Source organism: Pseudomonas sp. PDM30 (assembly GCF_019218985.1).
Taxonomy (GTDB): Bacteria; Pseudomonadota; Gammaproteobacteria; order Pseudomonadales; family Pseudomonadaceae; genus Aquipseudomonas; species Aquipseudomonas jessenii.
This window is the reverse complement of sequence record NZ_JAHUWM010000017.1, coordinates 1-25010: the sequence shown is the minus strand read 5'-3', so window position 1 is coordinate 25010 and position 25010 is coordinate 1. Positions and strand designations below refer to the sequence as shown.

Here is a 25010-nt window from a genome sequence, read left to right as displayed (position 1 = left end):
TCGCGAGCAAGCTCGCTCCCACAGGAGTTGCACATCGCAGGACTCAATCATCCTCATGCAACTTGATGCCGCGTTTATGCAACACATAGGGCACCAGCAGCACCAGCAGCGTCAGGGCGAGGAAGAATGCCGAGATCGGTTGCGTGACGAACACCGTCCAGTCGCCCTGGCTGATGGACAAGGCGTTACGCAGTTGTTTCTCGGCCATCGGCCCCAGCAGCATGCCGACGATCACGGGGGCGACGGGGAAGTCGAAACGCCGCATCAACACCCCGCCCCAGCCGATCGCCAACATCAGTATCAGGTCGAAGGATGAGTGGCGCATGCCGTACACGCCAATGGTGGCGAATACCAGGATGCCGGCATTCAGGTATGGCCGGGGGATTTGCAGCAGTTTGACCCACAGCCCCACCAGCGGCAGGTTCAACACCAGCAGGATAACGTTACCGATATACAGCGACGCCACCAATGTCCAGACCAGGTCGGCGGAGGTTTCGAACAGCATCGGCCCCGGTTGCAGGTTGTAGTTCTGGAACGCCGCCAGCAGGATCGCAGCGGTAGCGGACGTCGGGATGCCCAAGGTCAGCAACGGCACCAAAGACCCGGTCGCGCTGGCGTTGTTGGCCGCTTCCGGGCCGGCGACGCCTTCGATGGCGCCCTCGCCCTTGTTGGCGGAAAACTCCTTGGGGTACTTGCTGAGCTTGCGCTCGGCGGAATAGGACAAAAAGGTTGGAATCTCGGCACCACCGGCCGGAATCGAACCAAACGGGAAACCGATCAGCGTGCCCCGAAGCCACGCGGGCACCGAGCGTTTCCAGTCCGCGCGGGTCATCCACAACGAGGTCAGGCGATGCCGCCCTTCGTTTGATTCCCCTTGATAGAGCAGGCTGTACAAGGCCTCGCCCACCGCGAACAAGCCGACCGCCACCAGCACCACTTCGATGCCGTCCACCAGTTCGGGCACGCCGAGGGTGTAGCGGGCAATGCCCGAGGTCGAGTCCAGGCCGATCAAACCGATGGTCAGCCCGACGCCGAGCGAAGCGAACCCGCGCAGCATCGAAGCGCCGAGCACTGCCGACACGGTGGTGAACGACAGCACCAGGATCGCGAAATATTCGGTCGGCCCAAAATTCAGGGCCAGCCTGGCCACGACGGGTGCGAACAGGGTCAGCAAAACGGTGGCGATGGTGCCGGCGACGAACGAGCCTATCGCCGCCGTTGCCAGCGCAGGTCCCGCCCGGCCGTTGCGCGCCATCAGGTTGCCTTCCAGGGCCGTGACCATGGAGGACGATTCACCGGGTGTGTTGAGCAGGATCGAGGTGGTCGAGCCACCGAACTGTGCGCCGTAATAGATACCGGCGAACATGATCAAGGCGCCGGTGGGGTCGACCTTGGCGGTGATCGGCAACAGCAGGGCCACCGTCAGCGCCGGACCGATCCCCGGCAATACGCCGATGGCGGTGCCGAGCAGGCAGCCGATGAACCCCCACATCAGATTGATCGGCGTCAGTGCCGAGGAAAACCCCATCGCCAGGCTTGAAAGAATGTCCACGGTGTCGATCTCCTTTCAAAGCCAAATGTTGATCAGCGACGGCAGGGAAACCCCCAGCCCGGCGTTGAACAGCCAATAGATCGGCAAGGTCAAGGCAATGCCGATGGCCAGGTCCCGCACGGGATGACGGCTGCCAAAACCCCGCGCCGAACAGGCGAACAGCAACCCGGCAGCCAGCACGAACCCGATCAGGTTGATCAGCAGGGCCACCCCCACCAACCCTCCAGTAACCCAGGCGGCTCCGGATCTACCGCCAGGGATCGCACCATTGCCGCTGTCCAGTTCGCGAAAACCGCCGGTGAGCGCCTGATAACTCAGCAACAGGCCCACCACGCCGAGAAAGCCGGCGACGATCCAGGGATAGACGTAAGCCGGCAGAATCACGAAGCCCATCTCGGCTGGAAAGCGGTTGGCCCCCACGGCCAGCAAGGCGCTAAGGGTGATCAGTCCAAGGCCGATCGCCAATTGCGTCGGTACGATTGCGCGTGACCCGGCCATCTCAAAGCAGCCCGACCTTGACCAGCATCGCCCGCAGACGCACGTGCTCTTCGTCGACGAACTTGCCGAAGTCATCACCGGTCAACACGCTCTCGGTCCAGGCATTGGTTTTAATGTTGTCTTGCCAGACTTTGCTTTTGCTGGCGGTCACGACCGCGTCGGTCACTTCTTTACGCTGCTCGGCTGTGAGGTTCGCAGCACCGTAGACACCGCGCCAATTGCCGATGATCACGTCGTAGCCGCTTTCCTTGAGGGTCGGCGCATCGATCCCCGGGACACGCTCGGGCGCACCGATGGCCAGCACCCGGATCTGGCCGTTCTTGATGTATTGACCCAGTTCGGCGTAGCCCCCGGTGAGTACCTTGATCTGGCCGCCCAGGGTCTGGGCCACGATTTCACCCCCGCCGCCGGTGGCGATGTAATTGACCTTGTTGACCGGGACATCCAGTTTGCCAGCCAGCTCGGCGATGCCGATGTGGTCGATCGACCCCTTGGAACCACCGCCAAAGGTGACGCCGGTGGGCTTTTCCTTGAAGTCCTTGATCAGGTCATCGAGGGTCTTGTATGGCGAATCCTTGCGCACGGCAATCACGTTGTACTCGGTGAACAGCCGGGCTATGGGCGTCACATCCTTAAGGCTGATCTGCGGTTTGTTCTGTTCGATCCCCGCGACCATGATCGCGCCGACCACCAGCAATGCGTTCGGGTCACCCTTGGTGCTGTTGGCAAATTGCGCCAGCCCCAGGGTCCCGCCCGCCCCGCCCTTGTTCTCGAAGGTCGCGGACTTGGCCGTATTGGCCTCGACCATGGCCTTGCCCAGCACCCGGGCGGTCTGGTCGTAACCACCGCCCACCGAACCCGGGGCCATGAATTTCACGGTATCCAACGCGAAGGCTGGTGCGACCAGCACGGCAGCGGTCAAACCGGCGGCCATGCAGCGACTGAAGCGACGGATCAAGGCGGACATGGGATCTCCTGATTGCATTGTTTTTATCGGTGCCGCTTGCCCATCGAGGTGTGCGATGGACCGGGGCCTGCAAACAAGCTTAGGCCATGGATTCATGGGTTGACTTGTTTTGCTGAAACCACCCGCCAAAGGCGCCGCCCCCCTTGTAGGAGCCCCCTGTGGGAGCGAGCTTGCTCGCGATGACGGAGTGTCAGTCGACATTTTCGGTGTCTGACACACCGCCATCGCGAGCAAGCTCGCTCCCACAGGTTCTCGGGTTCCATTGCGACAAAACAATGTCCAGAGCCTAACCTCATTGGCTAAGTGACCAACAATCCGTCGAGCTCGCCGATGCGCAATGTCTTGAAGTCAATGATTTACGTCGCCTTCGCGGTTCTGGTGGCAAGCCCGGGATGGCTGTTGGCGGGGGATATGGCCGACGCGCCTGCTCTTGCCCCCGCCCCCGCCCCCGCCCCCGCAGCCCCGATCATCAGCATCTCCGACAGCGAATTGCTGGGGGTGCAAAACCAGCTCAACAGCCTCAAGCAGCAGGTTTCCCAGGCCAGCAATTACACCCAGCTGGAAAGCTCACAGGACCAGGTGCAAGTACTGATTCAGGAGATTGAACGCCTGTCCACATCGCTGCTGCCTGGCCAGGCGCAATTGCAGGCGCAACTGAACGTGCTGGGGCCCGTGCCGCTTGACGAGAACGCACAGGTGACATCTGCAATTACTACCCAACGAGACGCCCTCGGCGAGCAAAAAAACAAGATCGACAGCCAACTCAAAACCCTGGCCGCGCTTAAAATAAGTGCCGCCGAGCTGATCACCCAGATTGCCAGCATTCGGCGCAGCTTGCTGGAAGCGGAAGTGACTCAGCAGACCAGCAGTATCCTGAGCCCGAGATTCTGGTCGCCATTGTTCGCTCTTCCGATCGAGGACCGCCAACGTTTCAGCGTCCTCATCGAGCAACTCGAGGCCACGCACCGGGCCGCCTGGCAACCCGGACAACGCGGGATCACGGCCATCCTGTTGATCCTGGCCCTGCTCATATGGACCGTGGGTCGAAACCTCGCCGGCCGGGTTCTGGCGTGGCTGTGCTTTCATCGAATGCCTGCAGGTCGGCTGCGACGCAGCTCCCTTGCGCTGGCGTCGGTGATGGCGACGGTGCTGACCGCTGGCATCGCCCTGCAACTGCTGCATTTTGCCGGGACCCGGCAACTGCCCTACCCCCCCCTGCTGGCCGACCTGGCGCAATATCTGGAAAAGCTGGCCTATACCTGCGTACTGATCACCGGATTGAGCCGCGCACTGTTGTCCACCAAACATCCTTCCTGGCGCCTGCCCGATATTGCCGATCCGGTGGCGCTGGCGATGGAGCCCTATCCGAGGTTGCTGGCCAGCCTGCTGCTGGTGCTGGTGACCCTGGTGCAGATGAGCAATGTCACTGGCATGAGCGCCGAAGTGGTGTTGTTCGGTCGGGGCATCGTGGCATTGGTCGCGGCACTGGTGATCGGTGCGCTGCTGTTGCGCGTCAGCAAGACGCGCAGAGACCTGATCGTTGCCGGAGAAGCCCCCGAAGGCGTCACCACCTTCGCCGGCCTGATTTACACGTTCACGGGCGCTGCCGTGGTGGTGTCCCTGTTCGCCCTGTTGATCGGCTACGTGACGATGGCCCGGTTCATCACCTATGAAATGGTCTGGATATTCATCATCTGCGCCGGTTTCTACCTGCTCACACAGGTCTATCAGGACACCTGCGACTACGTTTTTTCGCCCCGGCAACCCACCGGCAAGACCATCAAACAGCTGCTGGGCATCGGCAATCCGCGCCTGGAACAGATCTGCACCGTGCTATCCGGGGCCGGCCGCGCCATCCTGATACTGATTGGCCTCATTGCGCTGTTTGTCGGCGGGATCGGTACGACACTCGGGCAACTGTTCACCGGCACTGTGGCCGTACTCGGCGGTGAAGGGCTGCGCAAGCTGAACATCGTCCCGGACAATTTGATGCATGCCCTCCTGACACTGATGATCGGTGTCTACCTGATTCGTACCCTGCGCCGCTGGCTGGATCGCGAATTCCTGCCGAAAACCGAGATGGACCCGGGCATGTGCGCCTCGCTGAGCACCCTGTTCGCCAACATCGGCTACGTGTCCGTCGTCCTGCTCACGCTGGCGTCGCTGGGGATCAAGTGGACCAACCTGGCCTGGATTGTCAGTGCCTTGTCGGTGGGTATCGGCTTTGGCCTTCAGGAGATCGTGAAGAACTTCATCTCCGGCCTGATCCTGCTGACCGAGCGCCCGGTGAAAGTCGGCGACCTGATCAGCATCAGCGGCGTCGAAGGCGACATCCGCCGGATCAACGTACGGGCCACGGAAATACAACTGGCCGACCGCTCGATCATGATCGTGCCCAACTCCCACCTGATTTCGCAGAACCTGCGCAACGTCACCCTCGGCGGCAGCGCCCAGGGCGTGGTGATACTCGAGCTGATGTTCCCGTTGGATATCGATCCGGAGCTGGTGCAAAACCTGCTGATGGACACCTACACCGAGCATGAATCCATTCTGGATAAACCAGCGCCGTTTTTGCGCTTCAGTCAGCTGAAACCCGAAGGAATCACATTGACCATCACCGGCTATGTCGGCAGCCCACGCACGGTCGGCGCGATCAAGAGCCAGCTGCTGTTTGAAATTCTCAAGCGGTTGGGGGCCGCCGGGATTGAACTGGCGAAACCGCCTGCAGCGTGATGTGGGGGCGAGCCTGCTCGCGATGGTCGCCAACGATAACGCGAACTAACTGACAGACCGCATTATCTTGACGTTTTTCGCGAGCAAGCTCGCTCCTACAGGTTGATCAATGTGCGATGCACACCGACTTGAGCTCGGTGTAAGCCTCGATCACCGCACGACCGAACTCACGGCCCATGCCCGATTGCTTGACGCCACCGAACGGCATCGCCGGGTCGAGCAGCACGTGGGCGTTGACCCAGACCGTACCGGCTTCGATGCGAGGCACCAGGTTCATCGCTTTGCCCAGGTCATTGGTCCACAGGCTGGCCGCCAGGCCGTAGCGGTTGTCGTTGGCCAGTTCGATCACGGCGTCTTCGTCGTCGAACGGCATCACGCCCAGAACCGGGCCGAACACTTCTTCGCGGGCCACGGCCATGCTGTGGTCGATGTCCGCCAGAATGGTTGGCTGCACGAAGAAACCATCACCCTCCAGCAACTCGCCGCCAGTCACCACCCGCGCACCTTGCTGGCGGGCCAGTTCGATGTGCTTGAGCACGCTTTGTTGTTGCTTGCGCGATACCAGCGGGTTGATTGCCGCGTCGCAATTCATGCCAGCGCCAATCGGCATCGAAGAAACGGCGGCGGCCAGGGCTTCGACGAATTGGTCGTGGATCGAACGGTGCACGTAGAAGCGCGAGGCCGCGGCGCAGACCTGGCCATTGTTCAGCAAGCCGCCGAGGATCGCGCCTTGCACGGCTTTTTCGATGTCGGCATCGGCGAGCACGATCATCGGGTTCTTGCCGCCCAGTTCCAGGGAGAAGCGCGTCATGTTCTCCATGCACGCCACGCCGACACTCTTGCCCACGGCGGTGGAACCGGTGAACGACACTTTGCTCACCAAAGGATGCTGGGTCAGCACGCCGCCAACGGAGGCGCCGCCACCGGTAACCACGTTGAATACGCCAGCCGGGATGCCGGCTTCCAGCGCCAGTTCAGCCAGGCGCATGGCGGTCAGCGGGGTTTCCATCGCCGGCTTGATGATCACCGTGCAACCGGTGGCCAGGGCTGGCATCAGCTTCCAGGCGGCGATCAACAGCGGGAAGTTCCACGGCACGATGCCGACCACCACGCCCACCGGCTCACGCTTGGTGAACGCGGTGAACTTCGCACCGGGTGGCAACGGGATCGACACGTCGAAGGTCTGGCCTTCGATCTTGGTCGCCCAACCGGACATGTAGCGCATGAACTCCACCGTGGCGTTGAGGTCCAGGGCGCGGGCCATGTTGATCGACTTGCCCTGGCTCAGGGTTTCCAACTGAGCCAGTTCTTCGGCGTGTTCTTCGACCAGGCGGGTGAAGTTCAGCAGGATGCGTTCACGGTCCGCCGGGCGCAGGCTCGACCACACGCCAGATTTGAAAGCCTTGTGGGACGACTGCACCGCACGCTCGACGAGTTCCAGCGGCGCATCCAGGGTTTCGCACAGGGTTTGCCCGGTGGCCGGATTGACCACGGGGATGCTGTCGCCCTCGGCAAGCACCCACTGGCCGTCAATGAAGCAGCCGTGACGACGTTCGAGGAATGCAGCAACCTGGGGCAGGATTTCAACGTTGCTCATAATTCACCTTTCATTCAGACGATGTGTTCAGGCGCAAATCCGGCCTGATCAGTGTTGTTCTTTGAGGAAGCACGCGACCGCCTGGCGGTCGTCGGCGGAAGCGAGGCCCATGTAGGGCATGTAGGTGCCCGGCACGAAAGCCTGGGGCTGGGTGATCAATTGCGTGATGTTCTCGGCCTGCCAGTCGACGTCTTTGTCGCGCATGGCCTGGGAGTAGCTGAAACCCACCAGCGAGCCGGACTTGCGCCCATACACACCGAACAGGTTCGGCCCCATCATGCCGGTCGTGCCCTTGGTCACCGCGTGGCAGACGCTGCACTCAGTGGCAAACACTTCGGCACCACGGCGCGTGTCCGGGGCGCACTCGGCGGCGGACACCGCCTGAACCAGGGTGAAAGACAGCAAACCGATCACGGGCAAACGCAGCGAAGTGAACATAGGAAAACGACCTTGAAAATCCACGCGCCCGCCAGCAGGCGAACGCCAACACTAAAAATGCCGAGGCAACGGTGCTTCGGCAGGTTGGTAGGGATTGTCGGTGGTCGCCGGCACGCAGGTTTTGCCCTGCGTGCCAGTTGTGTTGGCGGTTGTGCCAGATTGCGTATTAGAAACAGCACGTGCAGGTATGCGACATCAGGAGCTCGTTTTAGCTGAGCTGAGAAGGCGGTGACCTCGTTATTTTTTTTGAGTAGAAGGCGCCGTGAACACGGGTGCAGCCGCCGCGCGGATAAAAGCTTCATCCAGAGTGCTTGCACCGTAAGAGTCCAAGAACTCTTTACCGGAGCTGAACGGTACAAACCGTCGCATGCTGATCATATAAAAGTTGTCACAGTTGCTCACAACCTCCTCGATGTTATGTGAAGACACTAGAATTGCCGTTCCCTCAGCAGCAGCTCCACGCAAACACTTCCAAATGTAGTGTCTGAACTCAGGATCAACTCCAGCGGTGGGTTCATCCAGTATCACCAGATCCGCCTCTACAGCCAGCAATGATAGAGTAAAGAACCAACGCTTTTCGCCATAGCTGCAAACAGAAGACTTTTTGCTCCAGATTTCCTTATATCGCTCAATTATTTCCGGGCTCCAGACAGCGAGCTTTTTCAAAGCATGCTCTTGCGACATTCGGATCGGAGAGCAAAGTAATGTAGTCATTTTAAAGATATCGAACATACGCAGCACGGGGGGCGTCATGATCGTCTGTGATAAATAAAGCTGCCTGACAAACCTATTGACAAGCTGCCCTTCTTTCGCCTTTTTCAAGCCGCATACAATATCGAAAAACGTAGTCTTTCCAGAGCCGTTTGGACCCAGCAGACCGGTAATAGAGCCTGGAATCACACTGATAGATGCGTCATTGAATATTGTTTTTTCAGAATACTCAAAACAAAGCGAACTAGCTTTTATAATACCCATCAATACCGACTCCACACTGGATTTATGCGCAAAAATCGCAAGGACAACAAAAATACAGTAATAAAAGAAAAGAAAACCCCCAATATCAAAACCGGGTGCCTTTCAACCCCCCCCAATCATTATTTGATTTGCAATATACAAAGGATTAAACCTTTTGATAATATCCAATACAGGATGCAAATCGCGAACACTTAGAACACCCAACACAAGCATTCCAAATGACGTCACGGAGAAAATTGTATTGGCATTCTGAAAACTAACAGGCAACAAGCTCAACAGAACTCCAGGCACACAAAACAATACATAGCAGATATAAAACCGAGAAAAAACCAATAAAAACTCAGCCACATCAAAGCCTCCAAAAGAAAAACATGTCAACACATAGAAAGCGGCACAGTAAATCGAAGAAATAAGTGAGCAAGCAAAAAACTGCGCCAACATAAATATCAGCTTGGCTTCGGATGTATATACAAACGATCTAATGAATCCACTTTCCCTTCTACCTACGATGTAAAAGGAGAAGCCAAAAAAAGCGACACTTGAAGAAATATAAGCATGAAACCAAGAAGTGCTTTCTAAATAGCTCATACCCGAAGGAGAAAGCTCTCCTCTGGAGTATGCCAGCAAATAATAGGTCGCTACCGGCGAAACAATAATCCAAAAAAGCGCAACAGGTTCTTTTAGCTGTTCCTTCACAAACAACCACGTAAGCTCGAAAGATCTTGATATTGTAAAAGCTGTCATGAGTCACCCTTTCATGGAAATGGAACCATAATTTTCTTCCGTTCAGAAAATATCTGCCCCATAAATCTCTCAGAGTATTTATTGCGGAAATTTATCCCCCTAGAGTTATTCATATGCAAAAATAAATCGGGAGAAACAAACTTACAGAAAAAATACAAGCCGCTCTGCATCACAAGAGAATTAACGTAGAGATAACCATCAATCCGCTGAGACTTGAGCGCAGCCAAAAGTCCAGACAAGTTAAACTCAAGCGAAGACTCTGATGTGTCGGAACCACGGAAATTTACCGAAGTTATCTCCTTGTATGTTCCATAGATGTTACAGCTTAAAAAATACTTCAAATATGAATCTTTAACCTCTTCGACGTCACCCTCAGTAGCTCGAAACAAATCAATGAATCTGTAGGTTTGCCACAGCTCATAGATTGATTTCTCAAGTGCGCTGCTTAGCGTTTCCGCATACGACATTCCGGCGCAATACCTAACGTGACGCTTATTATCCTTTTGACCGTAAACAGCCAACAAACATACACCTGGGTAATCATAATCTGTTATATCGATAACCGTAATCTCACCTGACTTGCATAGTGCGTCGTATAACGTTTGAGCGCGACCTTCACTCAGGGCTATTTTGATGTCAGTTTCAAGAACCAGCTGAGTGCATTCCTTTGTGAGCCAAAATCTTGCTAGAAACTGCCTTTCCAAATATTCCTTTATCGACCCAAAAGCTGCATCCTCAAATCGGTAGTGAAAACTGCAACCGCATGTATCTCGCAGCGGATATATTGAATTTTCACTTTCAATTTTATTATAGTTAAGAGAAACACATGCGGTAGGTATGTGACAGCAAGAAAAATCCGATACACGCAACACCTCCGTCAAATTATATGAATGTTTGGCAAGCTGCGCGGATGTCAAATTACTCTCATTAGTTTGAGAAAAAGCATAAATAAACTTCCCAGCTTCAAATCTCGACAATGTATGAGTGATACCCCCTACTACGTCGGGCTTAACCTCCATATAGAAATGCCGTCTTTCAAAGTACTCACCTAGCGCCGCTTTTATAGAGGAGGAACCGTTCCCTATTCCAGATCCTCCGTTTAACCAAGGGTCTTCTACTTCAACAGAAGACGGAAGAGACAGTAAGCAGGCTGGCTGACAAATCAATGCACCAGGTAACGTTGAGTAGTGACTAGAATTATATAGAATCACATTGCTCACCAATGAAGTGCACACACATAGGAAAGAAAAGAGTTGGATTAAGACCTATTGCCTTACACAGCATCGTGTCTGTGTACGCGGACCACAACCTGCATCGCAATCCAAGCTTTTTGGCTTGCAATTCGATCAGCATGTAAATTGATCCAACCTCCATAAGCGCAAGTCTGTACCCTCGATATCTGTACTTAAATAGTGTTTTAGGTATGTAGACGGCATAAACTATCGCTATACGAGGTGTGCCAATACTGCCTGGAGATGACAAAATTGCCCTCTTAAAATCATCGATATTTTGTGTACCCTGCATTACTTCAAACCTCCTCGACCGCGGTAGTAAATGCAAGATCTTTTCAGAACATGGCCAACTTTCCTCATCATCCATCAGAGAACAAATAAACATCTCAACTGGATATAATGCACCACCGCTTGGATATCCACGCTTATAACTATTTTTTCTTGGGGAAAGCACAGGAGACATAAGCTTTTCTAGCTTCGAAAAAACTATATTTGTGCTGGAGAAGGTTTCACATGATTCATCACGACAAACATCCGAATCCAAATTCAATTCAGAGCGAACAGGGAATTCCAAATTTAGATCCGGGTAAAGCCGCAGTTCGTTCCCGGTTAACTGAGTAAGCTGCTCATTGCTGACATTATGAAGACGAGTTGCATGCTTGAATGCATCATGGATCGTATAATTCCCCTTTACGTGAAAGTCCAAGGTTTCCGCATGAACAGTTGAACTCATGAACTTCAGATAATAGTCATGGGGTATATACTTCATCCCTGCACCCTCAAACAGTCGCACATATACCAATGAGAGGCCGAGACATCCCTCACGAAGTTACCATTAAAATCAACATAGGAGTCTTGAAGTACATTATCCTGATAACGATATTCACTACCAGGTTTCGTTAGCAGCTTTATTTTCTTTGCAATCGCCCCAACAACCAATGATCGCTGCAGGATATTTAGCGAATCGGTAGGAACGGCTATATGCTTATTTTTGCAAAAATTAAGCAGCCTTGACCAAGTATTCCTGCCACTATGATATTCCTCATAGTTTATCAGCCTGTCTATGCTGCAAAAATGACATGGATTTCCGACTTTCGGCAAGTACGGCTGACTGATACAGAACGAATTACCCGAGCGATAACAAACACTGATCGCACTGTCCGGCGCAGCATTTACAACATCGAAGTATATTTTCTTTGTAAAATCATAATCATAATTCATGCAAGCGATTACGATGTAGCATTTCTTACTTAAAACAATGTCCTTAAGCGAGTCTGAGATATCACTTATTTCTAACGGGGTATCGATCTCACTTCTTAACAATGCCTCTAGGTCGGTGGTTTTGTCCCAGTCATGGGCCACAATTGTTTTCTCAAAGTAAATCTCACCAGGGTCTTCTTTAATTGAGAGCGCTTTTTCTAAAAAATCATAGGCGGCTTCTGGATTTAAGCCATGCTCCGACAACATCTCCAAAAACTCAGCCTTTGAAATATTCTTATAACTTTTTAACTTAGTCAGAGCCGCCACCTAAGATGGCGAACTGATCTTCGAAACACCTTTCCTTGAAACTACTAAATTATCAGAGTGAAAATTAAGTATTTCGTAGCTTTGTATATTTAACATCATCCAGTTCCTTTATATGGCTTTTCTGGCTAACACCAGAAAAGCCATACTTGATGAATTGTCAGTCGTTGTCTGACGATACCTGAGGAGTTACTGCGTTCCCTCCACTCCCACCGCTTCCGCCGCTCCCGCCACTACAACCGCCGCCACCCCCACATCCGCCGCTACCTCCACATCCGCCTTGACCGCCAGACCCTCCAGCCATGTGTGGGCATGAGCCGTATTCAAACTCATCGCCAAGATAAAGAACGTCTCCAAAGTTTTCGCTGTTCATCATTGTTTACTCGCTATTAGAGAAAACGCCACCAAAGTTAGTGACCCTTCTATATTTAGTAACTTCCAGAACTTGACGCAAGAGGCCATTTTTTTGTGCGTAGGAATTTTCACTCAACATCCAAGGAAAATTCGTGCGAGATTTCCGGATCGTTTTTCGTTCACTCTCTGTTTAAAAAATGGCATCACACTGGCAGATATCTATAAGTACTTAAAAGCCAAAACCAAAGTTGACTCAAAACTGAAACAAGCCGAAAGACACTGAACTCAGAGATCTGTAGGACAGAGTAAGAAATGTCTTTCTTTTTCAAAGGATATTTTTTGAAGTTTGATTTTAAATTTTAAAAAAATACGACGAACGGTAACCTTGATGATCGTATGCCGTTCTGTGGTGAGCTTCTAACTGGCGACGATGGTGTCCGCTACGTTGTTGGCAGTGGTGTTTGGGGATGCACTGCTCAGTCCGTGCAGTAGGAAAAGGAACGCACCCGCCTACAGAGCTTCAAGCGATGCGGAGCTACCGTAGGCTCGAGCCGCGTTCGGACGATCATTTGAGCTTATTTTTTGAAAGCAAGATCAAAAGATCGCAGCCTGCGGCAGCTCCTACCGGGAAATGGTCACGCTCAATTCATGTAGCGCTTGCGATACTCACCCGACGAAACACCAAAGCGCGCCTTGAACGCCGTGGAAAAATAGCTCGAATCGTTAAAGCCCCATTCGTAGCCCAGCGCACACAATTTGCCCTCACCCCGCGCATGGCGCAGTTGTTCGGCGCAAAGGTCCAGGCGGCGGTTTTTCATGTATTGCGCGACCACCAGGCCGTGTCGGGAAAACAGCCGGTACAGGCCGCGCACGGAGACGCCCACCTCGGCCGCCAGCCATTCGGGGCACAGCGCCTCGTCACCAATGTGTTCATCGATAACGCGCAAGGCCTTGCGGAAGGTGCGAGCCTGGGGTGAGTCGTCCAACTCGCTCGCCCCCATCGCCGGGCGCAGCAGGCTGATCACCGCGTCCAGCGTCGCTTCGCTTTCCGCGTGATTGAGGCCTTGCTCCGTTGAACCGAGGATCAGGCGCTTGGCCAACCCCGCCATCGGCGCCGAAGCCGGAATGCGCTGCGCGGGTTTGACCGTGGTGTAACGCAGGTGCTGTTCGACCAGCTCCCGGGGCAGTATCAATGACAACTGACGGGCGTTGTTGCGGTACACAAAGTTGCTCGGACGCGTGGAGTCGATCAGCGTGATATCCCCCGGCAACAGGGTGATGCAACTGCCCTGCTGCTCCATCACGGCTTCGCCGGCCAGCTGGAACGCCGCGTAGAAATGCGAGCCTTCGCCCTGATCGATCTCATGCTGGGTGCGGAACAGTCGGGCCTGGGCCACGTCGACAAAACTCATCTTGAGCTCACCGCTGCGGTACTCATCGATATAGCCCGCAAACTTCGCCCCCAACACATTGGCACCAAAGCGCCCGCAGACCTGATTGACCTTGTCGAGCCATTGATCAAAGCGCTCGACCTGTGGTGCATTGCTCATCGCAGCCTCATCCATCGCATTAGTCGCTGCGAGGCGCCCTGCACTTTTCGTTCCTGTCGCTCGCCACCGAGAAATACCGCGGTGGTCATGCCGATCCGTGCGCGATTACTGCGCAGCGCCTGGTCTCGTGCACCAGGAACCGGCGTCGTGGCAACGCGCCATGCAATCTGGCATGCACAACCAACTAATTGGCAAACAGGGAAAAGGGCAAACAATAGCCGCGCCTTAGTATCCGGACAGACCGCAAACCTGCGCTCAAGAACAAGAACGGATGCCACACCATGCTCAAGTCCCCCTTGCTTCGTCTCTCGACGCTCGCGCTGATGATCAGTGCCGGCAATGCCGGTGCCTATGAACTCTACGCCGATGACGACAGCCATCTGAACGCTACCCTCGAAGCCGTGTTCGGCATTTTCCACAGTCAGGAAAACTACGCCCTGTCCGGTCGCCTGAATGAAGGCAGCTCGTCGTGGCGCGAGGGCTACATCAAATACGGCTTGAGCTTCGATCAAGGCCTGGGCGGTGTGGGCACCGCGTACGGCGCGGCGAACATGCTCAGCTCCGGCACCTGGGGCGATGGCGATGCCGCCGGCTTCTCCGATGGTTCGGAACGCACCACCAAGTTCGAAGACGCCTACCTCGGCTGGCGCTCGGCCGATCTGTTCGGCGCGCTGGGCAGTGACGGCGTCGACCTGTCCTTCGGTCGTCAGAACATTGTGGTCGGTGACGGTTTCCTGATCGACGGCGACGCGTTGAACATGGGCAAAGGCCTGGCCGACGGCGAATTCAACCGCGGCGGCGCCTACTACCTGGCGGCACGCAAGGCCTTCGACGAAACCGCCGTATTGCGTCTGGGTGGCAAGGAAGGCTGGCGTAGCGACCTGATGTGGCTCAAATCCGACAACCGCGCCCAGGCCAAGACCGAAATGTACGTCGGCACCCTGGAGCACGTGGCCGAGGCCGGCACGGTCGGCCTGACCTTCATCAAGACCACCGATATCGATGAACAGTACGCCTCGCCGATCCAGCTCGAACGCGACGGCATGAAGACCTACAGCCTGCGTGCGGCGGGCAACGCCGGGGTGAAAGACCTGTTCCTGTCCGGTGAATACGCCAAGCAGGACAAACCCAACACCTCCAGCGAAGACGCCTGGTACCTGGAAGCCGGCTGGACCTTCTCCGACGCGGTCTGGACGCCTAGCGCCAGCTACCGCTACAGCCGCTTCTCGGAAGGCTACGACACCCTGTTCTACGGTTTCAGCCGTGGCTACGGCACTTGGTTCCAGGGTGAAGTGGCGGGCAACTACGCCGGGCCGTTCAACAGCAACTCGCGCATCCAGAACGTCACGCTGAAAGTTTCGCCACTGGAGAACCTCACCGTCGGCGCGATGTACTTCAACTTCGACACCATCGACCGCAACCTGGGCAACACCGATGGCCACGAAGTCGACCTGTACGCCGAATGGCACGTCAACGACCACCTGACCGTGATGCCACTGGTGGGCATCTACCAACCGGACAAGAGCGCCGAAGACGGTGGTACCCAACTGGGTAACAACGACAAGAACGTCTACGCCCAGGTGGTGTTCGCCACCGGCTTCTAATCTCGGCCGCGGGCAGTGGCCACGCCATTGCCCGCGTGGAAAAAGGTATTTCCAATGCACAGAACATTCCTGACGATCCAGAGCAAGATCGCCCTGCTCGCCGGTCTCTGCCTGCTGTTGGTCGTCGGCTTGTTGATGGGTTTGTCGCTCTATCAGACCCACAAGAGCAGCCGGCAAGTGGCCGAGGCCAGCGGCGACATGCTCGCCAATGCGGCCAGGGAACACATGCAGGCCCTGGGCAAAGTACAGGCGATGCAAGTGCAACGCACCTTCATGCAGACCCACGAATATGGCCAGGGGTTATCGCGCTACTTGTTGTACCTGCGACAGTTGCAACATCAGGGCAGCCTGACTCGCCCGCAACTGCGCCAGGAACTCAGCACCCAGCTTCACCAAGCCTTGATCGACAAGCCCGACCTGCTCGGGCTTTATGTCATTTTCGAACCCGGTGCACTCGATGGCACCGACGCCGGTTTCGCCAACCAGGCGGAACTTGGCAGTAATGAAACCGGGCGCTTTGCGCTCTATTGGGTGCAGAGCAAACCCGGCGAACTGCAAGCGGTGATCGGCGACGAAAGCCTGCTCGCCAACACCGAGCCGGGGCCGAGCGGCGCGCCGTACAACGCCTTCTATACCTGCGCCCGCGACACTCGCCAGGCCTGTGTGCTGGAACCCTACTTCGATGAAGCCTCCGGAAGCCGCAAACTGGTGACCAGCGTTGCCTTCCCGTTGCTGGAAAACGGCAAGGTCATCGCCGTGGTGGGACTGGACATCAACCTCGCCGCCCTGCAGCAGAACAGCGAAACCAGCGCCCGTGAACTGTTCGATGGCAACGGCGAGATCAGCATCGTCAGCCCCCGAGGGGTGATTTCTGCCAACAGCCAGGACGTCGGTCGCCTCGGTCAGCCGATGGACAATGCCGATGTGATGGACAGCCTGCGTCAGGGCCAGCCCAAAGTGTTTGTCGACGCCCGGCAAATCAAGGTGCTTGAACCGCTCTCACCGATTGCCGGTGCCGCGCCATGGGGCGTGTTGGTCGGCGTGCCGCAGAACGTGTTGCTGGCACCGGTCACTACGTTGCAGAAAGAACTCGATGCCCAGGGCGTGCAAAGCACTGCGCTTGAACTGCTGCTCGGTGGCGGCTCGGCCCTGCTCGGCCTGTTGTTGATCTGGTACACCGCGCAACGCATCACCCGGCCACTGCAAGCGCTGACCCGGGTCATGGAGGATATTTCCCTGGGCGACGGCGACCTGACCCGTCGCCTGCAAGTGCAATCGCGAGATGAAATCGGCCAACTGGCGACCGCCTTCAACCGCTTTGTCGAGCGCATCCACCATTCGATCCGCGAGGTGTCATCGGCGGCGTTGGGGGTGAACGAAGGCGCTCGGCGGGTACTGGATGCTTCAAACTCGTCGATGAGCAATTTCGACGATCAATCCACCCGCACCAACAGCGTGGCGGCGGCAATCAACCAGTTGGGCGCGGCCGCGCAGGAGATCGCCCATAACGCCTCCGATGCCTCGCAACAGGCTTCGTCCGCACGGCAGCAAGCCGAGGATGGACGCCAGGTGGTGCAGCGCACGATCGAGGTGATGAACGAACTGTCCGGCAAGATCAGTGCATCGTGCGCCAACATCGAAGTGCTCAACGACAAGACCGTGAACATCGGACAGATCCTCGAGGTGATCAAGGGCATCTCCCAACAGACCAACCTGCTGGCGCTCAACGCAGCGATTGAAGCGGCGCGGGCGGGTGAAGCGGGTCGTGGGTTTGCGGTGGTGGCGGACGAAGTGCGCAGCTTGGCCGGACGCACCCAGGCCTCGGCGCTGGAGATCCAGCAGATGATCGAAGAGCTGCAAGTGGGCGCGCGGGAATCGGTCACCACTATGACCGTGAGCCAGCGCCACAGCGAAGAAAGCGTCACCATCGCCAACCTCGCCGGCTCCCGCCTGGGCAGCGTGACCCAGCGCATCGGCGAGATCGACAACGTCAACCAGTCCGTCGCCGCCGCCACCGAAGAACAGACCGCGGTGGTCGAGGCCCTGAATGTCGATATCACCCAGATCAACACCCTGAACCGGCAAGGCGTGGAGAATTTGCAATCGACATTGAGGGCTTGTACCGAGCTGGAGCAGCAGGCCGGGCGGTTGAATCAGTTGGTGGGGAGTTTTCGGATCTGAGATTTTGGTTGCCTGATATGCCGCCATCGCGAGCAAGCTCGCTCCCACAATTGGATTTCTGTCGCACACAAAAACCGTGTACACCGCAGATCCCTTGTGGGAGCGAGCTTGCTCGCGATGAGGCCACCACATCCAACACCATCGTTGACTGACACTCCGCCATCGCGAGCAAGCTCGCTCCCACACTGGATTTTTGCCATACACAAACTTTGTGGTCACCCGAGATCCTTGTGGGAGCGAGCTTGCTCGCGATGAGGCCACCACATCCAGCATCATCGTTGACTGACACTCCGCCATCGCGAGCAAGCTCGCTCCCACATTTGAATTTCTGCCGCACACAAAATCCGTGTACACCGCAGATCCCTTGTGGGAGCGAGCTTGCTCGCGATGAGGCCACCACATCCAGCACCATCGTTGACTGACATTCCACCATCGCGAGCAAGCTCGCTCCCACAGAGATCAAGGCAAGCCCGCACAAATCTGGCACCCACAACCAACCACATGGCATGCGCGCAAACATGTCGCCGCGCCCCCCGGGCGTAGTATCGAACCCGACCTCGGGGCACAACCCGCTCCAGGGCGCCCTGCAAAGCAACGCTGAACCCCTCCATTTCTCACTAACAACAATAAATCGACCCTCGGGTCGTGGGAGATTTCTGTGCTCAAGAAAAGTGCGCTGGGCTGGCCAAAGATTGCCGGCCTCGGAATTGCGTTGGTGGTGGCCGGGCAGTTTTCCGGCTGGAACTTCGGGCTGGCGGCCGGTGGCTGGCTGAACATGCTGATCGCTACGTTGTTGATGGCCCTGCTCTGCGGCGGCCTGGCGTTGTGCGTGGCGGAAATGTCCACCGCGCTGCCCAGTGCTGGCGGTGTATTCGTCTATGCGCAAAGTGCGTTCGGGCCGTTCGTGGGTTACCTCGTTGGCGTGGCCTGTGCCCTGGCTTTGACCATCGGCACCGGTGCAGCCGCGACCTTTATCTGCGCCTATACCGAATCGATTTTCGGCCTCGGTGGCTGGCCGGTGAAGATCGCCCTGTTCGCCGTGATCATCGGCATCCACATGCGGGGTGTCGGCGAAGCCATGGGCCTGACGTTCATTGCCGGCGTGATCGCCGTCGTCGCCCTGCTCACGTTTGGCGTGGCCATGGCGCCCCATGTCGAGTTGGCCAATTTGCTGAAGTTGCCCGCCAGCGTCGCAACACCGGTCAGCCTTGGCGGTATCTTCGCCTGCGTGCCATTCGCCATCTGGCTGTTCATCACCGTTGAGCAAACCGGCTCGGCCGCCGAGGAGGCGCACAATCCCGGTCGCACCATGCCCCGCGGCATTCTGGCGGCCATTGGCACGTTGCTGGTGACCGCGCTGGTGGTGCTGGTATGCGCACCGGGTGCCGGTGGTGTCGAGCTCGTCGGTTCGGCAGGTGATCCGCTGTATGCCGCGATGTCCAGCAACAGCGCCTTCGGTGAAGGTTCATGGCTGGCCAGGGTGATTGGCTGCGGCGCGGTGTTCGGCCTGATCGCGACCTTCTTTTCACTGGTGTACGCCGCGTCCCGGCAACTGTTCGCCATGGCCCGCGACGGCTTGTTCCCGCAATGGCTGGGCAAGACCGGCAAGCGCGGCACGCCCTACCCGGCGCTGCTGCTGATCGGTGCCATCGGCCTGCCGCTGTCCGAAGTGGACCCGGCCACGGTGATGCTCGCGGTCGTGTTGCTGCTCAACGTTTGCTACCTGTTCATTTTCGGCGCGTACCTGCACATCAAACGCAACCAACCGGACCTGCCACGGCCGTTCACCCTGGTCGGCGGCAAACTGGTTGCCTGGCTCGGTCTGGCCCTGACGCTGGTGGTGATCGCCGCCTGCTTCCAGCTCGACATGCTGATGCTGATCGCCCTGGCGGTGACCTTCACCCTGTGCATTTTCAATTACCTGTTGCGCAACCGTCGCGCCACCGTCATCGAGGTTCCAGACCATGCCTGAAGACACTCTTTTGCAACGCCGCCATCGCGTGCTCGGCAGCGCCTCGCCGCTGTTCTACGACAAGCCCTTGCACCTGGTGCGTGGCGAAGGCGTCTGGCTGTTCGACGTCGACGGTCGCCGCTACCTCGACGTCTACAACAACGTGCCCTGCGTCGGTCACTGTAACCCCCATGTGACCGAGGCCATGCAGCGTCAAGCCACCACGCTGAACATCCACACCCGCTACCTGGATGAACACGTGGTGCGCTACGCCGAGCGCCTGACCGCGACCTTCGCCGCGCCGCTGGACACCGCCATGTTCACCTGCACCGGCAGCGAGGCCAATGAACTGGCGCTGCGCCTGGCGCGGTTCGCCAGTGGCGGCACCGGCATCATCGTCAGCGACTACAACTACCACGGCAACTCGGCATCGCTGGCCGAAGTCACCACCGCCCTGCCCTCGCCGGAACCCTTCGCCGCCCATGCGCGCGCCGTGCCGATTCCGTGCCTGTACCACGCACCGGCCGGCACCACCGAAGCGCAACTGGCCGAGCAGTACGCGGCCAACATCGCGGCGGCGATTGCCTCGATGCAAGCCCAGGGCATTCGCCCCGCCGCGCTGCTGATCGACACCCTGTTCGCCAACGAAGGGCTGCCACGGGTACCGGCCAGCTTCGTCAACAAGGCGGCAGCGCTGATCCGTGCAGCAGGCGGATTGTTCATCGCCGATGAAGTGCAGTCCGGTTTCGGTCGTACCGGCGATCACCTGTGGGGCCATCAGGCCCACGGCGTGGTGCCGGATATCGTCACCCTTGGTAAACCGATGGGTAACGGCTATCCACTGGCCGGGTTGATCACCCACAAGGCGCTGGTCGAATCCTTCGGTCGCCACGCCATGTACTTCAACACCTTCGGCGGCTCGCCGGTCGCGGCAGCGGTTGGCATGGCGGTGCTGGATGTGATCGAAGAACAGCAACTGCTGAAAAACGCACAAAACGTCGGTGCCTATGTGCAACAACGCCTGCAGGTGTTGGCCGGCAAGCACTCGATCATCGGCGACGTGCGCGGCAAGGGTCTGTTCTTCGCCATGGAGCTGGTACGTGACCACGCCAGCAAGGAACCGGCAGGACTGGAGGCGCGCAAGGTGGTCAACGACATGCGCGAGAACGGCGTGCTGATCAGCAAGATCGGCGCTGGCGACAACATTCTCAAGCTGCGCCCGCCGCTGGTATTCAGCCGCGACCACGCTGACTTGTTCGTCGACACACTGGACAGCGCCCTGAGCGCGATTTGAGGCCCTGCCATGACTGAATTCCACACCCTGCCCCATGACCAGCAAGTCACCCGTCTGCACGAACTGGCGCGCCATGCCCTGCAACAGTGGGAAGGCGAATTCGCCGACATTGAACTGGTGAAGTTTCGCGAGAACGCAGTGTTCTCGGCCCGCCGCCACGACGGTCAGCGCGTCGCCCTGCGCATCCATCGCAATGGTTATCACTGCGAGGCCGCACTGCGCTCCGAGCTGCAATGGATGGAAGCGCTGGCCGACGCCGGCATTACCGTGCCGCAAATCATCCCGGCGCAAAATCAATGTCACCTAGTCGAAGTCACCCATCAGGCCATCGGCGAGCCGCGCCACATCGACATGCTCGCCTGGCTGCCCGGCGCGACCACCGGCACCTCGGAGAACGGGGTGCAGGCCGATACCGAAATCGATTTTCTGTTCAGTGAAGCCGGCGCCATTGCCGCGCGTATCCACCTGCATTCGGCGGATTGGCAGCAACCGGACGAGTTTGTCCGGCATGCCTGGGATGAAGAAGGCCTGATCGGCGCCAATCCGTTCTGGGGGCGTTTCTGGGAGCTGGAGCAGCTCAGCGACGAGCAACGGGATCTGCTGCAACAGGCCCGGCGTACGGCGCGCAAGGACTTGCGCCAGTACGGTCGGCACCTGGGCAACTTCGGCATGATTCACGCGGATCTGGTGCCTGAGAACCTGCTGATCGAGGGCCCGCAACTGCGCCTGATCGACTTCGACGATGCCGGGTTCGGCTGGCACATGTTCGAGTTGGCCACTGCCTTGTACTTCTGCCTGGATGACCCGCGCTTTGATCAGATCAAGACGGCGCTGCTCGACGGCTACAACGCGGTCAAGCCGCTGACCGAGGCGGATCGCAAGACACTGGCGTTGTTCCTGATGCTGCGTGGCACCACGTACCTGGGCTGGGTTCACACCCGCCAGGGCACGCCGACAGCGATTGAAATGGCGCCGATGCTGATTGAGCGGGCTTGCTTGTTGGCTCGGGAGTATTTGCAGGCCTGATACATCGAAATCGCGAGCAGGTCGGATCGCCGCACCGTCGCTCCCACACTGGATTTCAGTGAACTCAGAACTTGTGTTCGACGACGATCCACTGTGGGAGCGAGCTTGCTCGCGATGGGGTCATCACATCCAGCATCATTGCTGACAGATACTCCGCTATCGCGAGCAAGCTCGCTCCCACAGTGTTTAGTGGTTAACCGGGCCGATCGACCTGATCCAGCGCCCGATTCACCGCCAACTCCCCCAGCATGATGACTTGCGCGATGCCCAGCAGGGTGTTGCGGTGCGTGCCTTCCAGAAAACCCGCAGGTCATTGGCCATGACACTCGCCGAGGCCAGCGATTCGCAGGCGTGGGCCAGCAGGGTTTCGGTGTTGATGTCGGGGTTGATGGTGAAGAGTGTGGAGGGTTTGTGCGGGCTGGCCATGATGTGAGCGGCCGGGTTGGGGCAGGAATCGTTGTCTGGTGGATCAGGCGTAACCTTGAACATGATGTTCTTTTCCGTTGTGATGCAGCCACGCCGTCGCTGCTAAACGAGGGGGGTGGCGGCTGTACGCAGGTTAGCAGACCGGGGAAAAGAAGAAAGCCGGCGCGCCCAAGGACGCCCTACGCACAGCCACCATCAAATGCAGGTATGGAATACCTGCCTGACGGACACTCGTACGACCTTCAAATACCACGGGCTGCTAATCCCGATCACTGGGAATCAGTGACGCGGACCAAGTTACCGATGGCCTCCAGGGCGCACAAGCCGGCGGATTCTGGCTTAGCTGTAGGCAATGACGCAAGGCGTTGTGGCTTGCAGGAAGTTACTCCTACAGCCGTTAAACATGCATTCCAAACTGGCACCGCCATCGCGAGCAAGCTCGCTCCCACAGTTGATCTCAGTCGTACACAAACTTTGTGTTCACTACAGATTCCTGTGGGAGCGAGCTTGCTCGCGAAGAACGATAACGCGGTCTCAATCAAGCCGCGCTGGCATGCTCAACGCGATGAAACAACCGGTTAAAATACACCAGGCTGTCGCGTGGCTCGCGCACGCCCACCTTCGTCAGTTCCACGAACATCACCGAATGCGACCCCACTTCCTTGCACTCGCTGATCCGCCCTTCGAGCTGCACCAGGGCATCGCGCAGCACCGGCACATCGGCGGCGCCGTCGTCCCACAGATCCCAGGCAAAACGCTCGGCCATCGGCACCTGGGTCATGCCGGCGAAATGACGGGCCAGTTCTTCCTGCTCGCCACACAGCACGTTGACGCACAGATGGCCGTTGGTGCGGAACACGTCGTGGGTGGCGCTGTTGCGGTTGACGCACACCAGCACGGTGGGTGGCGAGTCGGTCACCGAGCACACGGCGCTGGCGGTGATGCCGCAACGACCGCCGGGGCCGTTGGTGGTGATGATGTTCACCGCGGCAGGCAGCTGCGCCATGGCGTTGCGAAAGTCGATTTGCTGCTGGCTCAGGTCGGCCATGTCGATGCCCCTTCCTTCAGGAGGACCGCTATCTGGCGGCCCGTAGGTGATGGAACAAGACTAAGGCTGCGGGCGCGCCGCAACCATTCTGACGATCCCCATGGCAGGGTTGGGTTTCCGCTAGTCGACTAGGTGGTTTCTTTATCGCAAGGGCCGGCCACAGTGGGTATTCTGCATACAGGCTCCAGAACGATGAGCCGATGCGTGCCGCGCGTTCGCGTGCGAAAACAATAATTAGAAAACTTTCGTGGCAGCCCCGATGGAAATCCGTAAACCGATTGTTTATATCGTTGACGACGACAAGGACCTGCGAACCTCACTGGCCTGGTTGCTGGAGTCGGTGAGCGTGCAGGCGCAGTGCTTTGCCGGCGCCGAAGAGTTCCTCAGCCAGTACGACCCCAAGCAGCCCGCCTGCCTGGTGCTCGACGTGCGCATGCCGGAGACCAGCGGTTTCCAGTTGCAGGAAATCCTCAACCAGCGCGGCAGCACCCTGCCAACCATTTTCGTCTCGGCCCATGGCGATATTCCGATGTCGGTCACGGCGATGAAGAACGGCGCGCTGGATTTCGTCGAGAAGCCCTACAACCCGCAGCAGATGATCGACCGCATCCAGGCCGCGCTGAAGACCGCCGTACACGCCCAGGCCGATCAGCAGCAGCGTCAGAACCTGCAAGGCAAACTGGCACTGCTGACCAGCCGTGAGCGGGAAGTGTTGATGCTGGTGATCGATGGCAAGGCCAGCAAGGTGATTGCCCGGGAGCTGAACATCAGCGTGAAGACCGTTGATGTGCACCGCACCAAGATCAAGGAAAAGATGGGTGTGTCCAGCATTGCCATGCTGGTGCGCGAGGTGCTGCATTTACCGGTGGATGAGCCGGTGCGGCACTGAGTGATTTGCAGCGGTCATGAGGCCGCCATCGCGAGCAAGCTCGCTCCCACAGGTTGATCTCTGTCGTACACAAACTTCGTGTTCACTGAAGATCCACTGTGGGAGCGAGCTTGCTCGCGATGGGGCCGGCACATCCAACATCGCTGGCGACTGACATACCGCTTTCGCGAGCAAGCTCGCTCCCACAGGTTGATCCCGGTCGTACACAGACTTTGTGTTCACCGCAGATCCACTGTGGGAGCGAGCTTGCTCGCGATGGGGCCGGCACATCCAACATCGCTGGCGACTGACATACCGCTTTCGCGAGCAAGCTGAACTGGCCTAATAATTCCGGACACCTCTTAAGGGCGATATGATTTCGCCAACTTGGAGGTTCCATGAACGAAAGAAAGGTCTATACACGCGAGTTCAAGCTGCATGCTGCCAG

The 25010-nt window shown here is 57.5% G+C and carries 17 protein-coding genes and 3 pseudogenes; 8 read left to right on the top strand and 12 right to left on the bottom strand.

The genetic code is table 11. The features are described 5' to 3' along the window. Positions 1-43: 43 nt before the first annotated feature. From KW840_RS27265 to KW840_RS27255, 3 genes are read right to left on the bottom strand one after another with little or no spacing between them, the layout of a single operon-like run. Positions 44-1552, bottom strand: coding sequence for a tripartite tricarboxylate transporter permease (locus tag KW840_RS27265; RefSeq protein WP_218498373.1), 1509 nt, complete (start codon positions 1550-1552; stop codon positions 44-46). A 15-nt stretch (positions 1553-1567) separates the two neighbouring features. Continuing rightward, on the bottom strand, positions 1568-2050 hold the full coding sequence (locus tag KW840_RS27260) for a tripartite tricarboxylate transporter TctB family protein (RefSeq protein ID WP_218498372.1): 483 nt from the start codon (positions 2048-2050) through the stop codon (positions 1568-1570). Between the two features lies 1 nt (position 2051). Beyond that, positions 2052-3017, bottom strand: a complete 966-nt coding sequence (locus tag KW840_RS27255) for a tripartite tricarboxylate transporter substrate binding protein (protein ID WP_057715393.1) — start codon at positions 3015-3017, stop codon at positions 2052-2054. A 330-nt stretch (positions 3018-3347) separates the two neighbouring features. Between KW840_RS27255 and KW840_RS27250 the strand changes: the two genes are divergently transcribed. Next, entirely contained in the window at positions 3348-5750 is a 2403-nt protein-coding gene (locus KW840_RS27250) for a DUF3772 domain-containing protein (RefSeq protein ID WP_218498371.1), read from the top strand. Positions 5751-5856: 106 nt separating this feature from the next. Here the strand turns inward: KW840_RS27250 and KW840_RS27245 are convergent, their stop codons facing one another. The 7 genes from KW840_RS27245 to feaR form a co-directional block, all read right to left on the bottom strand. After that, positions 5857-7347 (bottom strand): aldehyde dehydrogenase family protein, encoded by a 1491-nt coding sequence (locus KW840_RS27245; protein ID WP_218498370.1) that lies wholly within the window; start codon positions 7345-7347, stop codon positions 5857-5859. Between the two features lie 48 nt (positions 7348-7395). Further along, positions 7396-7785, bottom strand: a complete 390-nt coding sequence (locus tag KW840_RS27240; protein WP_218498369.1) for a cytochrome c family protein — start codon at positions 7783-7785, stop codon at positions 7396-7398. 237 nt (positions 7786-8022) lie between these two features. Further along, a complete protein-coding gene (locus KW840_RS27235) occupies positions 8023-8760 on the bottom strand; it encodes an ATP-binding cassette domain-containing protein (protein ID WP_218498368.1) in 738 nt (245 codons plus the stop codon). Between the two features lie 102 nt (positions 8761-8862). After that, positions 8863-9504, bottom strand: a complete 642-nt coding sequence (locus KW840_RS27230; RefSeq protein WP_256353651.1) for an ABC transporter permease — start codon at positions 9502-9504, stop codon at positions 8863-8865. Positions 9505-9515: 11 nt separating this feature from the next. After that, positions 9516-10715: a YcaO-like family protein gene (locus tag KW840_RS27225; protein ID WP_218498367.1), complete on the bottom strand. Its 1200-nt coding sequence runs from the start codon at positions 10713-10715 to the stop codon at positions 9516-9518. A gap of 786 nt (positions 10716-11501) precedes the next feature. Next, complete coding sequence (locus tag KW840_RS27220) at positions 11502-12263, bottom strand: McbB family protein (protein WP_218498366.1); 762 nt, start codon at positions 12261-12263, stop codon at positions 11502-11504. A 992-nt stretch (positions 12264-13255) separates the two neighbouring features. Continuing rightward, positions 13256-14164, bottom strand: a complete 909-nt coding sequence (feaR, locus tag KW840_RS27215; RefSeq protein ID WP_218498365.1) for a transcriptional regulator FeaR — start codon at positions 14162-14164, stop codon at positions 13256-13258. A 281-nt stretch (positions 14165-14445) separates the two neighbouring features. On the opposite strand from feaR, the gene KW840_RS27210 reads away from it, so the two are divergent. From KW840_RS27210 to KW840_RS27190, 6 genes and pseudogenes are all read left to right on the top strand, one after another. Continuing rightward, on the top strand, positions 14446-15768 hold the full coding sequence (locus KW840_RS27210) for a hypothetical protein (protein WP_057715399.1): 1323 nt from the start codon (positions 14446-14448) through the stop codon (positions 15766-15768). A gap of 54 nt (positions 15769-15822) precedes the next feature. Further along, positions 15823-16551, top strand: a pseudogene (locus tag KW840_RS29110) (cache domain-containing protein); the annotation flags it as partial. A 360-nt stretch (positions 16552-16911) separates the two neighbouring features. Next, positions 16912-17949 (top strand): annotated as a pseudogene (locus KW840_RS29105) (methyl-accepting chemotaxis protein); the annotation flags it as partial. Positions 17950-18607: 658 nt separating this feature from the next. Beyond that, positions 18608-19921 carry an amino acid permease gene (locus KW840_RS27200; RefSeq protein WP_218498363.1) on the top strand — a complete coding sequence of 438 codons (1314 nt, stop codon included), beginning with the start codon at positions 18608-18610 and terminating at the stop codon, positions 19919-19921. Then, on the top strand, positions 19914-21194 hold the full coding sequence (locus KW840_RS27195) for an aspartate aminotransferase family protein (RefSeq protein ID WP_218498362.1): 1281 nt from the start codon (positions 19914-19916) through the stop codon (positions 21192-21194). The genes KW840_RS27200 and KW840_RS27195 overlap by 8 nt, the downstream gene beginning before the upstream one ends. 9 nt (positions 21195-21203) lie before the next feature. Beyond that, on the top strand, positions 21204-22220 hold the full coding sequence (locus tag KW840_RS27190; RefSeq protein WP_218498361.1) for a phosphotransferase enzyme family protein: 1017 nt from the start codon (positions 21204-21206) through the stop codon (positions 22218-22220). A gap of 193 nt (positions 22221-22413) precedes the next feature. Here the strand turns inward: KW840_RS27190 and KW840_RS27185 are convergent. Together KW840_RS27185 and hpaC are read right to left on the bottom strand one after the other, a co-directional pair. Further along, positions 22414-22709 (bottom strand): annotated as a pseudogene (locus KW840_RS27185) (DUF6124 family protein). Positions 22710-23184: 475 nt separating this feature from the next. Next, the gene (gene hpaC, locus KW840_RS27180) at positions 23185-23694 is read right to left on the bottom strand and encodes a 4-hydroxyphenylacetate 3-monooxygenase, reductase component (RefSeq protein WP_057715405.1); all 510 of its coding nucleotides are present in this window, start codon (positions 23692-23694) and stop codon (positions 23185-23187) included. Positions 23695-23953: 259 nt separating this feature from the next. Here hpaC and KW840_RS27175 point away from each other — a divergent pair, with 259 nt between their 5' ends. Beyond that, positions 23954-24583: a response regulator transcription factor gene (locus KW840_RS27175; RefSeq protein WP_053161157.1), complete on the top strand. Its 630-nt coding sequence runs from the start codon at positions 23954-23956 to the stop codon at positions 24581-24583. Positions 24584-25010: the final 427 nt, after the last annotated feature.

Excerpts from the sequence above, each read along its gene's own strand:
- KW840_RS27260 (WP_218498372.1), bottom strand. The coding sequence starts at position 2,050 with ATGGCCGGGTCACGCGCAATCGTACCGACGCAATTGGCGATCGGCCTT.
- KW840_RS27255 (WP_057715393.1), bottom strand. The coding sequence starts at position 3,017 with ATGTCCGCCTTGATCCGTCGCTTCAGTCGCTGCATGGCCGCCGGTTTG.
- KW840_RS27250 (WP_218498371.1), top strand. The coding sequence starts at position 3,348 with ATGCGCAATGTCTTGAAGTCAATGATTTACGTCGCCTTCGCGGTTCTG.
- KW840_RS27245 (WP_218498370.1), bottom strand. The coding sequence starts at position 7,347 with ATGAGCAACGTTGAAATCCTGCCCCAGGTTGCTGCATTCCTCGAACGT.
- KW840_RS27240 (WP_218498369.1), bottom strand. The coding sequence starts at position 7,785 with ATGTTCACTTCGCTGCGTTTGCCCGTGATCGGTTTGCTGTCTTTCACC.
- KW840_RS27235 (WP_218498368.1), bottom strand. The coding sequence starts at position 8,760 with ATGGGTATTATAAAAGCTAGTTCGCTTTGTTTTGAGTATTCTGAAAAA.
- KW840_RS27230 (WP_256353651.1), bottom strand. The coding sequence starts at position 9,504 with ATGACAGCTTTTACAATATCAAGATCTTTCGAGCTTACGTGGTTGTTT.
- feaR (WP_218498365.1), bottom strand. The coding sequence starts at position 14,164 with ATGAGCAATGCACCACAGGTCGAGCGCTTTGATCAATGGCTCGACAAG.
- KW840_RS27210 (WP_057715399.1), top strand. The coding sequence starts at position 14,446 with ATGCTCAAGTCCCCCTTGCTTCGTCTCTCGACGCTCGCGCTGATGATC.
- KW840_RS27195 (WP_218498362.1), top strand. The coding sequence starts at position 19,914 with ATGCCTGAAGACACTCTTTTGCAACGCCGCCATCGCGTGCTCGGCAGC.
- KW840_RS27190 (WP_218498361.1), top strand. The coding sequence starts at position 21,204 with ATGACTGAATTCCACACCCTGCCCCATGACCAGCAAGTCACCCGTCTG.
- hpaC (WP_057715405.1), bottom strand. The coding sequence starts at position 23,694 with ATGGCCGACCTGAGCCAGCAGCAAATCGACTTTCGCAACGCCATGGCG.
- KW840_RS27175 (WP_053161157.1), top strand. The coding sequence starts at position 23,954 with ATGGAAATCCGTAAACCGATTGTTTATATCGTTGACGACGACAAGGAC.